Source organism: Peptacetobacter hominis, from assembly GCF_006861675.1.
Lineage (GTDB): Bacteria > Bacillota > Clostridia > Peptostreptococcales > Peptostreptococcaceae > Peptacetobacter > Peptacetobacter hominis.
In genome coordinates, this window is sequence record NZ_SGJB01000024.1 from 1 (window position 1) to 13604 (window position 13604).

Annotated in this window: 4 protein-coding genes; all 4 read right to left on the reverse strand. The window is 32.5% G+C overall.

Going from position 1 to position 13604, the window contains the following annotated elements:
* Positions 1-452 precede the first annotated feature (452 nt).
* The 4 genes from EXD82_RS09930 to EXD82_RS09945 all read right to left on the reverse strand — a co-directional run bounded on the left by EXD82_RS09930 (position 453) and on the right by EXD82_RS09945 (position 13378).
* The gene (locus EXD82_RS09930; RefSeq protein WP_142536764.1) at positions 453-2123 is read right to left on the reverse strand and encodes a pilin N-terminal domain-containing protein; all 1671 of its coding nucleotides are present in this window, start codon (positions 2121-2123) and stop codon (positions 453-455) included.
* Entirely contained in the window at positions 2113-2982 is an 870-nt protein-coding gene (locus EXD82_RS09935; protein ID WP_142536765.1) for a class C sortase, read from the reverse strand. Before EXD82_RS09935 ends, EXD82_RS09930 begins: the two co-directional genes overlap by 11 nt.
* Positions 2983-3092: 110 nt before the next feature.
* Positions 3093-4583: a SpaH/EbpB family LPXTG-anchored major pilin gene (locus tag EXD82_RS09940; RefSeq protein WP_142536767.1), complete on the reverse strand. Its 1491-nt coding sequence runs from the start codon at positions 4581-4583 to the stop codon at positions 3093-3095.
* 62 nt (positions 4584-4645) lie between these two features.
* Positions 4646-13378, reverse strand: coding sequence for an LPXTG cell wall anchor domain-containing protein (locus tag EXD82_RS09945; protein ID WP_142536766.1), 8733 nt, complete (start codon positions 13376-13378; stop codon positions 4646-4648).
* Positions 13379-13604: the final 226 nt, after the last annotated feature.

Below are 13604 nucleotides of genomic sequence, written 5' to 3' on the forward strand. Positions count from 1 at the left end.
TGTCTGTCTGTCTGTCTGTCTGTCTGTCTGTCTGTCTGTCTGTCTGTCTGTCTGTCTGTCTGTCTGTCTGTCTGTCTAAGTATTATGCTATTTTTTGTCATAAGTGTCAACCTCCTTTATTATAATTTTTTTGTTTTTTATTAATTATTAAATTTATATTTTTTTAATCTTTTTTATATTATACAAAAAAAATTAATCTCTTTCAATGCAAGATTTGGAGTTTTTTTATCCATTTATCACACTTAATACATATATATTTTTTTCAAAAAACAAAAAATGGCCCGATTCGAAAATCGGGCCATTTTTTGTTTTTAGCTTTGTTTTGTTTTTAGTCTTTATCTTTTCGACGCAATGTCTTACCATATTATTTTACCATTAAATGCATATACATTTCAAGCTATTTATTATTATATTTAAAAACAGGTAAATAAAAATTCACCTATTTTAGATAATTAATTATTATTCTTTCTTTTGTTTAACATAACCACACCAAATAATGCTAATATAAATAATATCACAGCAGATAATATTCCAGCATCTCCTGTCTTTACATGTTCAAAAATTTTATCTGCAATAGATTCATCTTTCTTATCATCTTCATTCGTAGTTGTATTTTTTTCTTTTTCTGCCCATGATAATACAAACGGACTAAATCCTGATTCAGGGACAAAAAATCTTATTCCATACTCCGTATTTTCTATTTCTATTTTTTCCTGAGGAGCATCCCATACAGCATCCTCCATTTCTTCGTGTCCTTTTATACCGTATTCTCTATGCAATCCACTGTAATGAAATAAGTCAAATTTTGTATTCTTATTAGTACCTTCAGGATAAGGCCAATATACATAACATCCCTTACTTGAAGACAGCCATAAGTTACCGTCCTGATCACAAACAAGATCTAGATACTTTGATTCATATTTTCTGTTTTCCATATTTGCTCCGGAACTTTTAAGCGTGTCTTCAGTTCTTCTTTCCAATACATATTTACCTGTATCTGAATCTACTGTATCAAAATATAATAATGTATCAAATAAAAGTGCTGAATCATCAATGCCTACAATACCCAATGTATCATCTCCATTTACACTTATTTTTGATCCCTCTGGTATAGATACAACACCTAACCCATTTTCTAAATCTTTTTTCTGACTTGCTGAAAGATCATCATCAAGAACTTTTCCTTCACTAACAGTTATACCAAGCTGTTCGTTGCTTTCTTCATAATAAACATCTCTTATTGTCAGAAGACCCTCATTTAACTCAAGCTCTTTTTCTTTTGATTCACCATTAAGCCTACATGTAATTTCCGAACCTCTTTCTTTTGGCACTATATGGGATACATATATTCCAGGATCTGTATCATCCTTAGCATATATTCCTGTATCTGTTATACTCAAGTCTTTATTTTCTATTCCATATGTATATATAACTTCAAATGGATATCCTTCATTTGGGTCCCATTTTTTACCATCTACATAATATGTTGCATTTTCTGGTATTCCTGTATATCTAGGTCTTGGAAATCCATCTAAATCTCCACCTTTTTCGTTTCCACCTGTATATATAGTAAGGTCTCTAAGATCTATCGTAAGTTTTTCTTTTTCTGGCTCAATTCCATTTTTAGGTTCTACCCTTATATTTGAAGATGTGTTATCTTTTGTATTTACAATAATTGGAGAGGTTGTATATGTTAATCCATTTATAGAAACTTTATTTGTCTGAGCTATAAGATATACTCCTTCTTCAAGATTTGAAAATTTTACAGTTCCATCACTACCCGTCGTTTTAGACTTCGATGATATAAACTTTTCCTGTGCATAAATATATAACTTCTCTGCCGATTCCATTTCTTCTGATGCATTTCTGCTATTTATAGATACCCCTGATTTTTTAAAGTCAGTTGATAACTGGTATTTTCCATTATTATATAAAGCAACCTTGTATAATGAAAAATCTGCACCTTTTATATTTATTTCTTCATTATCAATATTATAAGAATGACTATATACAGTTATTGAGTTTGCTTCTTCTGCAAACGAAAAATCTTTATGAAAAACAGATGTAAATATCATTAATGATAACGTAAGAACCATTATCTTCCTAAAAATACTATTCTTCAACTACTTTTTCTCCTTTCTTCCTTTTTCTTCTATATAGAAATAAAAGTAAAAATATAATAAATATTCCTATTAAAAGAATTATAATTTCAAAAATTATATCTGATTTACCTTTTTTAACATCATCTTTGTAATCATCTTCAGAATAAGGTATTCTTTCTCCCCTTATAAGAAGTCTATGTGTATTTATTCCATATGGAGTACACGTCACAAGTGTACAATAATCCATCCCTTCAACTATTGATAGTTCTTCAGTCTGTGTAGGAAGTACAGTAACAATCTGATTTATCTGATATGCAAGAGTTCTGCCAAGTATATGTATATAAAATCTGTCCCCTATATCCATCTGATCCAAATCCGTAAATAGTTTTTTACTTGGGAGACCTCTATGTCCAGTTAAAACAGAGTGTGTACTCTCCCCTCCAACGGGAAGTGACGAACCGTATAGATGTCCTATCCCTGCCTGAAGAACAACCTCTTTTGTCCCGTGATATATAGGTGCTTCCAGATTTATCTCCGGTATATCAATATAACCCATCATTCCATTTCCGTCAATATCTAGCTGCCTCTCATAAACTTCGTCCGTTTCTATATTTGTAGAAAAGGGATCTGATATAGTAACTCCATTCAATAGTCCCTGGTTATATATAATTGCATTGTTATATTTTTTTGTTTTTTCATTCTCTCCCATATCTATAGAGTTATTCTCATATGCAGAAATAATTTTTTCGCTTCTTTTGACATATAGGTAGTTACTTATAGTTGGATACAATAATACACCAAGCCCTATTATCAGAGCTAATATTGTAAGTATATCCAGAAATCGTTGTAGTTTTTTGTTCTTTTTCTTTCTTTTCTTCATATTATCTCCTTTTCTTTTTAGTATATAAAACAGACAACCTATATAGATTATTTCTTCTATATACTAAAAGATATACAAGGGGAATTTATTCCCCCTGTATATTTTATCTATTATTCCTGTTCACTGTTTCTTCTAGCTAGTCTTATTCCTGCCATTATTATTAATGCAGCACCTATTACAGTAAATAATACTGTACCCATACCACCAGTTTCTGGAAGTTCTGCACCAGTTTTATTTATAATTGTAATTATATTATCTGAAACAGTTGCATCATCTGATTCTTCGGCTATAGTATATGTAGTATCTCCATTGTTTGTTATTGTTATTTTTATAGGATTCTTTAAAAGATTATATCCATCTGGAGCTGATATCTCTTTTAGCCAATAATTTCCTGCTTTAAGACCATTTATAACAAGGTTGTATCCGCCTTCTTTTCCAAAATTAGAACCTGATATACTTGCTACTGTAGTCATTTCAGTATTACCAGTTGTCTGATTTTCTGATACTTTATATACTCCATCAGGAGTTGATGCTTCTATTTTTATCGCTGTATCGCCCATTGTATTAGGCTCATTTGATTTTGATTCATATATTTCAAATTTAGCTCCCGCAAGAGGATTTCCCTCTTTATCAGTTTTGTTTATATGTATTGGGAATGTTGGAGTTTTTACTTCTTCTGGCTTATTTGTTATTGTCTCTTCTGGATTATTTCCATATTCAAGAGATGCACTGTTTTTCTCTGTTACAACTGCATTAGCATTAACCTTAGCCTTATATTTTATTGTAAGAGTTTTTCCAATATCAGATGTCTGATGATCTTTTACATACTGAGATAAATCTATAGTCATAGTTCTTCCAGAAACTAAAGCTTCTATTCCAGTTGTTGCTGAATCATCTAATTTAGTCTCTATTACAAGGTTTCCACTTGCTAAACTATTATCATTAAAGTTTACAAAATCTAATCCACTTGAAAGTGTATCTGTTATCTTATACACAAAAGTATCTGTATTTGCTTTAGGAATCTTTGTTGTTATAGTATATGTAACTATTTCTCCTATACTTACATCTTCTTTATCAGCCTCTTTGTCTATTTTAGGAGCCTCTGATTTTAAATTTATTTCTTCACCTTTATCTGTTATTGTAATAAGAATTGGTTTTACTCCCTCTACAAATACTAAATAATATCCTGCTGGAACATCGCCTATTGTGACTGAGCCTGCTTCTGCTGTCAATGTAGCTGTTTTATCAGCAGCTCCAGAATAATTTTTTATAAAATTATCTGCAAAATTATTTATTTCTGTACTATCATCAGCATATCCAGAAATAGTCTCATAAATTTCATCCTCATTAGTTTTTGAAAGAATCGTCTTTAGAGTTTCTGTATACTTACTGTTTATAGTATAAGAATAATTTTTTCCATTATAACTATTCAATGTATAAAGTTTATACATTTTTATTGATAAATTATCTTTAATTGAATCTCCTTCTTTTAATTTTAGTGTAAGACTTCCATTTCCTACTGCGGCAAATCCTGTTACAGCCATTGATAATATCATTATAGCTGTAAGCATCATTACCATTAATTGTTTTAACTTTTTCATTAAAAAATCCCCTTTCAAAATATTTATTTTTACCCTCCCTCAAAGGGAGGGATTTTAACTTATTAATTTTTACTTAATTTATATCTTTTTCTGTATGCCAAAGCTGCTATTATAAGAGCTGCTATACCTAAAAGATATATAGCCATTGTTCCAAATCCTCCTGTTTCTGGAAGAATGTATTGCCATTTCTTACTATTAGTAACAATAATATGATAAATATCGTCTTTATCATTTTCTACAGTTACTTCGTAATCAACACTCACATTATAATCTGGGATTTCTTCCTCTCGTATCTTATATGTGTAGTATACTTTTTCTTTATTTTCATTTATAAAATACGCTGGAAGGTTTTTGATGTAAACTTTCCATGTGTTTTCATCCTGCATCTGTTCTTCTGTAAGAGTTACTTCATATTTTGCCTTATCATCCCAAATTTCGTTTCCTTCTGAATCCTTATATGTTCCATATATGTAGAATGTAACTCTATCTGGTCTTTCTCCAGAAACCCATTCTTTCCATATCTTATCAAGATTTATAGTTACAAATTCATCACAAGGATCCTGAACATCTCCAGGCTCTGGCTCTCCGTCTGGAGCAAGTGGTATAGTAGGAACGTCGTTCATAAGAACTGCCTTTCCTCCATTTTCCTGATATGCATTAAGCATATATTTCTCATTTGGCATACTGTCATTAGCCATATATGCATCTTCTAGATTTTTAAATCTATTTACATCTACCAGATGCTGTACATAATAAAGGTTGTTCCAATCTCCATCAGTTCTAAATTCAGCATTTATAACTGTTCCATCTTTTTCTTTAAGCACTGGATATTGTTTGTCAGCTTTTCTATAGATTCTATAGAAGTTATTTTTGCCCTCTATATTTTCCAGCTTATTGAAAGACCAGTTACTTTCAAGAGATGACTGTCCTGTAAATGGTCCAGTAGCTCCGTCTGGTACCAGGAATAAATCCGTTGCTTTTTCTGCAGGACCTCTTATGACATCCGCATACTTCATACTATTATCTTCAAGAAGCCCTTCGTTATTAAATCCAACAAATCCACCTGCATATCCGTTATCTATCGTAGCTGGATTTTCATTTCCAGAGCCACTTCCATATACATCATATCCATCAGGTATACCTGTTACTGTAGATTTTGATATTCTTGTTCTATTTGCTTTTATAAGATTTATACTGATCTCATCTTTTACAGATTCCTGACCATCAAGTATTTGACCAGTTTCTTTATCACATTTTAGTTTTATTGTACTGTCCCCTATTTCTACAGATACAAGGTCGTAATCTTCACTTACACCCTTATCTATAGACAATCTTACAATTAGACCTAGTATATTTAGTTCAACTACATCATTATCTAGAACTTTAACTTTTATTAATACTGCATCTATTGTTATATCTACTAGTTCTTCAAGTCCCTCAGTGTATATAATGTGAAGAACTTGTCCTAGAGCACTAAATATCAGATTTACAAGAGTTGAGTCAGCTCCAACTGATGCAAGATATGCAAATGTAGTCTCTCCGGCAAATCCTCCTGCTGTTTCTCCACTCGATACCTGCATTAAATTAGAACTTGAACATGCATCTATTTTTGCAAGATCTGCATAACCTACAAAACCTCCTGCAATTTCACTCTTGTCTCCTAGCTCTCTGTTTTCGCTTATTACAGAGTATCCTCTTATTTGACCATTTTCTGAAGATTTATCAACTATACCGACTACTTTACATCCTTCAATATGTGAACCGAACACATCTAATACTCCTGCTGTAGCATTTAGGAATTTATTTAATACTCCTGCTGAATCAAGATCTACTGTCCCGCTCTTTCCTGAGTGACCTACAAATCCGCCTGTATAGTTTATTCCATATACATTTCTAAGATTCTCAACACTACTATCTTTTACACTTCCGTTTAGAAGGGTTCCACCGAATCCTCCTGCATTTCCTGTATATACAGGTTTATTTATATATTCTGTCTTTTTGCCTTCTTTGGCATGAATCTCTACACCAGCAGTTCCTGCTCCTGTTACTTTTGAACTATATATATACGTTCTAAAAGCATCAAGTACATCTACTGCACCTAAATCTATTAAGTGACCTATTATACTTGTCTCTCCTTCTCCAGATATTTCAGCTACGGCTGATACATCTGCAAGACCAAAGAAACCACCGGCATGTTCCCCAGCTGTTACACTTCTTATATTGTCTATATTTATACCTTCTGAAGGATTATTTTTGTCTCCTATTATCGCTCCGTTTATCTCTCCTGCAAATCCCCCTGCTGTCTTTGCATATTCCATTGTAGATGAGTTTCCATCTATATATGCTCCACTTACTACTATTCCCCAATCATCCCATGCTTTTACATCGGCTGCTTTTACTGTCGCAAGTGTCGCATCTAAAACTTTAAGTAAATCCCCTGGTGTCGTTATCAGTTTCTGAAGAAGCCCTCCAAGAAGTCCTTCGCTTGTTGCAGTATCAAGTGCAGCTGCGCTTCCTGGTTCTATCAATCCTGCAAAACCACCTACTGCTTCAGTTCCATCAACTCTTCTAAGATTATCTACAAAACATCTATTATTTGTTTCATCTTCTACTGCATCTGTAGCTACTTTTGGCTCGATTTTTTCTGATGTTTGAGCTTTATCTTCTGATATGTTTTCTTTATCTGAGTCATTATTAGATATTTTGTATTGTTCAGAAGTTTCTTTTTTACTATCTTCATCATTCTCTTTATTTTTATCTGTATTACCTGCTTCTTCAGATGAAGACTCTAATTCTTTGGTTTTATCAGTTGTATTTTTGTCATTTTTTTCCTGAATAGCATCTTCTTTATTTTGTGTGTCAGTTTCTGTCGTAGTTTTTTCAATATCTTCAATTAAAGTATCTTTTTCTGTGTTATTATTGTTATCTACTGTTTCTATAGCATCCTTTTTTTGTACCACATTTTCAGATGAGTCAACTACCTGATTACCCCAAATCTGACCACCTATCATATGACCTACAAAACCACCTGCATAACCACCTTTTATAACTTTTTCTTCCGAGAAAAAGTTTGATATTTTTTCAATTACTTTGTCTGGATTTATTATTATATTTGATTTCTGGTTTGCTGTGTCGGCCTTTACTCTTAGACCTGACTGATATCCTGTTACAGAAGAATTTTTTATAACTGGTACAAATGTCTGAAGAGCAGATATAGTGTTTCCTATTACATTTATACCTAATAGATCAAGACCTCCTACTTCAGTCACTCCACCGGTTGCCATTTCTCCAGCAAATCCACCGGCTGCTTTAAAGGCATTTACATTCATTGTATCCCATGCATTTGCTTCTGTTATCACACCACTTTTCATGTATCCTACATATCCACCTGCTGTACCATACTGTCCTTTGTCTGATACTTCAGTTTTTCTTCCTGATTTTACGTTGTAACCATAAGCATATTTTTCTATAAGAGTTTTTAGCTCATCTTCATTTTCAACTGGTTTGAGATCTACATTTATACCATATACGCCTTTACTTCCAACATCTTCAACCCATTTATTCCAAGTATCCATATCTAACTTTCTAAGTGGTCCATATACAGCTGTATTTGTTTCTGTAGGATATACTGCTTTTAATATACTTAAAAGATTGCTTGCCTTAACAAGCCCATTTAATATACTTATGTTTCCTGTACCAGCTAAATCTGCTGTTTCCATAAGCCCTGTAAATCCACCAGATGTTTCTGTACCGTATACGGATCTTATTCTAACTGTTGCAGCTTCTTTTGATCCTTCTTTTGATGAATCATTTCCTTTTATACGTCCACCCTCATTATGTCCAATGTATCCACCTGCATATCCTCTATTGTACATTCCATCACTTTCACCCTCAGCTCTTACAGCACCACCACAAGGAACTGATGTTGTTTCTGAATTTATAATCTGAGGAATAAAGGTATTAAGCACTCCTGCAAGTCCACCTTCTATATCAACTAGATTTCCAAGTATGCCTGCATCATCTACTACAGATGCTGTATTTCCTGGTTCTGCTTTTCCTGTATGACCACCTGCAGTTTCTCTACCTATAATGTAGTTGAAATTATATGAATTGCTGTTTTCTATGTTCGTTCCAGATATAAATCCTGCAAATCCTCCTGCATGACCTACTTCTTCTTGATTTATTAAATTTGAATTTGTGGAATCAATTCCGTCTGCAATTACTGAGTATCCACCTGTAACTCCATATACATTTGAATTTATTATATCTGTTGTCACTATATCGATTGCAGATAATATATTATCAAGACCTATACTGTTTCCAAGAAGTTTGATTCCTCCTCCAACAGCCGCTGCTGAGTCTATATCAGCTCTTCCTATATATCCTCCTGCATATCGTCCTGCTCTAACTGCATAAGCTGAAAGATTTTCACTGAAATATGAACTTGCATCATCTGATTCAAATCCATCAGTGGGAGGTATTACCGTGGTATTTTTAAGTTTTGATACATCAGAATTTGATATTTTAGCTCCACTTGCTTTACCTGCATATCCACCAGCATATCCATCATCAGAATCTGATACTACTATAAAGCCCTCTTTAATAGAACTTACTCCAGCATTATTTATCTCTGGTATATATACATCTAAGACTGAAAGTAAACTTTTTATATCAAGTGTTATTCCTCCTAATAGCTTTAATCCATCTGATGATGCAACACCACCTGCAATTATATTTCCTGCAAATCCACCTGCATATTTATATCCATCTACTCTTTCAAGATTAAATACTGCATATATTTTATTATTTTCAACTGTAGTAGTTGTTGTAGTACTTGTGCTTTCCTCCGTAGATGAAACTTCCGCTTTCTCGTCTACATTATTGCTACTCTCAGTTGTTTTTTCTGTATTTTTCTCTGATACCTCTTGCTTATCTGATTCACTAACAGTAATATCAGACATTTCTCGTTCATTTCCTAAAGCTGAATTATTCTGACTATTTGATGTAGTTTCTGATTCTGCATTATCTACCTTCGCACTTTCTATTTCTCCTGCAAACCCACCTGCATAATCAGCTGTTACCTGAGATTCTATATTATCAAGTTCTTTATTTTCCTTTATATTATTCCACATATTTATTAGATTATTTGATGAATCTATTTTATTGCTACTATCTTCTGTATCAGATGTATTTTCACTTTCATCAGAGTTTTTTGTAGTATCTTCTACTTTAACTTCCTCTACAGTTTCTTTGTTATCATCTCCAGTTGAACTTTCTAGTTTTTCTACTTTGAAAAACTCAACTGTACAATCTTTAAACTTAGGTATTAAATATGGAACAAGATTAATTAGAGATTCTACGTCTAATATTCCTGGAAGAGATAATTTACCATCTTCTCCCTCATTTGAAAGTCCTAATAATCCTCCTGTATGTGTTCTTCCAACAAAACCTCCTGCATATGAATCTATTTTATAATCATTTCCTTTTCCATTTGCAGTAGGTGCAGTTACTGATTTTAAATATTTTACTTTTGAATTTTCTATATTGGCAGAGGCTGATTCCGCTATAAATCCACCTGCCATTATATTATCTGTATTTGTAATTAAATCTGTGTATCCAGTAGCTGATACAATATATCCAGTATCTGACTTACCTTCAGCACTAGATTCCTTTATGTTAATTTTAGTTCCATCCGCAAGAGATAAAACATTATCTACTTTTACAAGTCCAAGACCAAGTAAATCTAATCCTTTTGTATCTGCAAGTCCAGATGTTCCGGCTCTTCCAACAAATCCAGCAGAATAGTTTTTAGAGGTTACAGAAGATATATTCTTTATATCGACTTTGTTTATATCTCCTCCTACTGCAAGCGCAATACCTCCTGCTGCATATGAGTCTTTCGCTTTTACCACAAGACCTGTGCCTTGTTTCCCATTTATTGTTAAATTGTTTATTTCAAATTTTATATATTTTCCTACTCCAATAGTATTATTTAGTATACCTATAGCATCAGCTGTTGATACGCTTCCGATAGCTCCACCTACATATTTATTAGCCGTAACAGAAGCTAAATTATCTATTGTTATGCTTCCCGTAGAAGATGTTGTTCCATTTTCTGACTTTTCATTAGGATTTATTTTCAGTCCGTCTCCTTGACCTACAAATCCTCCAGCATAGTTTCCTGTAGCAGATACTATGATATTTTCTCCTGTTATACCACAGCCTATCAGTTCACTTGCTTCAACTCCGGCTATATTTAAAAGTGTTGATACTGTATCATCATTACCACCAGCAATAGCATCTTCCAACAGACCTCCTACTGATGAAATTAAACTATTTGTTTCATCTTTTCCTCCTATTGAAGCTCCATAACCTACAGTTGCTCTTCCCGCAAATCCTCCAGCATAATTTCCTAAGTTATCGCTGTCTTTCTCATTAAATAGATTTCCAGTTCCTACTTTTTCAACTTTTATGCTTGAAAGATTGTTTATGTATGAGTTTGTCGCTTTTGAATTTGTCATCAATCCTGCAAATCCTCCAGCATAGTTATCTGCTGATGTTACGTTTATATCTGTTCCATTTGCGGAACATCCTGTATACTCATTTTTTATATCCAGTTTACTTAAACTTATTCCTAAATCCTTAAGTAGTCCTTTTACTATTGCATCTCTTGATGTTCCTACAAATCCTCCAGCTCCATTATTTGCTTTTACAGATGTAAGTCCTGTTACTGTACAGTTTTCTGTTTTAGTAGATTTCTGAAGTCCTGCAAATCCACCATTATAATCTGAGTCTAATTCACCTATATTTCCATTTTCTAATGACACAGAGGAATTTGTAATTTCGGGTTTTATATATTCTGTTGGTATAAGCTGATCTAGATTCAATATCTTTCCATCTAATAGTACTGTTATTAAATCTCCTAACCCTATTCCTGGTAGAATATTCAGTAATGAAACTAATAATTCTGTTGAACCTCCTAGAATTTCAGATAATCCGTCATACTCTTCTGTTCCCTCTGTATATCCTACAAAACCTCCTAGCATAGACTTAGTTGATGATACGGATGCATTTGTAACATTACAATTTTCTACTTTTACATTTCCGCTTATCCTTCCTGCAAAAGAGCCAGTAGCAAATACATCTTCACTGGATATTTTTACATTTAGAAGTCCTTTTATTAAATCTTCTAAGTTTAGATTAATGTCGGGTAAAATAGCGCCTATTAAATCTTCTACTCCTCCTAGAATACCACCTAACAGCCATCCAAGTCCTCCTAATAATGCTTCTGCTAATGAGTCTACTTCTGTGTTTATTGATGTATATCCATTATTAACTTTAACATTATCTAAATTTATATTCTTTACGGTAGATGACAATGATTTGAATGACGAATCAAATTTGCTTGAGACAGTTCCAAAAAATCCTATACCTATTGTTGTTGATGGATCTAAAACTCCACTTGTGTTTACATTTATATTAGAAATAGTTACAGAGTTACCGTCAACCATTCCTAATTTACCCTCAAAATTTCCAGATATATTTATTGGAGTCCAATCGTCGATTTTGCCATTTCCGTTACCAGTTGAAGTATTTTCCAAATTACTACTTAAATCTATATTTCTAAATACAATATAATTGGCATCTGATGTATATTTTAAATCTTTATTATCAAATATTAACACATCCTTATTTGCTTCCCCTATTATACCTTTAGTTTCCTCAGTATTTACTCCACACATACCTTTTTCTTTTAAATATGTTCCTGGAAGCACTATGCTTAGTATATCGTCTATTATATCTCCTAATCCTTCTAATATCTCAGAAATTAATCCTTTATCTTTAGTATGAATATTTAATAATTCGTAACTTTCTTCCCAGTTATTATTTTGATAATCATTTATTAAATTTATATCAGCATCTCCAGGATAATATGGCATATATGAAGTATATTCTCTTCTATCTAGTAATGGAAATATTCCTGTTACTTCTACATATACTGCATATTTATACATTCTAGGTGTTACATATTTATTACTTCCAATAGCCCTTAGCTGTTGTTCATTTCCTATTAATATATACTTTTCTCCATTTATTTCCTTGTAAACCTGACCTGGGTAATCTCTACCTGCAAAATCTTCTCCATCAGCTTTTTTCCATTCATTTGTATTTGCATCTGATATCGGTACAGTCATATCTTCCGTGAAGTCTTCTGAAATCACAAAATTAGTATTCTTGTCGCCATACGTTACCATATCTTTATTCTGATCATAAACAGGCTTTCCAGAACCAAACATTTCTGATTCTGCATCATTAGACATTACAGGAGAATTTTCATTTCCTATTTCCTGCAACTGATAATTATTATATATCTTGACTGTATTTGTACTCTTATCATATAAATCTATTTCTTTATTTTCTCCATTGTCTACAAATTTTCCATCAAATCCAGAAGGTAATGCCCATGAATCATCTTTGGGTATTTCTATATCATTCATTATCATATAATCTGCATCATTACTGAATGTTCTCTCTACACCATCTGATTCAATAGTTTCTCCAGAGCCTATTTTTTTAAGTTGTTCAAAACTGTATATCTTTATGGGTTCATCATTTGATACAACTTCATTATTTTTTTCATCTACAAACTCTATATTAGAAGCTGTTTGTATAAATCCATCAATATATTTTCTTACATTCATTGCAAAAGCATCATATCCAGTATATTGAATAATTATAGATATGACTAATATGATTGCTATATATTTTTTCTTAAAAATCTTTAATTTTTTCAATTACTACCTCCTATTTATGATAAAATTTTTATGTTTTAAAATGAATTTTCTTGAAAATAAAAAGCACAAATAAACCTATTTATTAAATATAAATAGACTCATTTGTGCTTTTTAATAATATTTTTCATGTCAAAAAAACAGGCACCAACTCTGTCTGTCTGTCTGTCTGTCTGTCTGTCTGTCTGTCTGTCTGTCTGTCTGTCTGTCTGTCTGTCTGTCTGTCTGT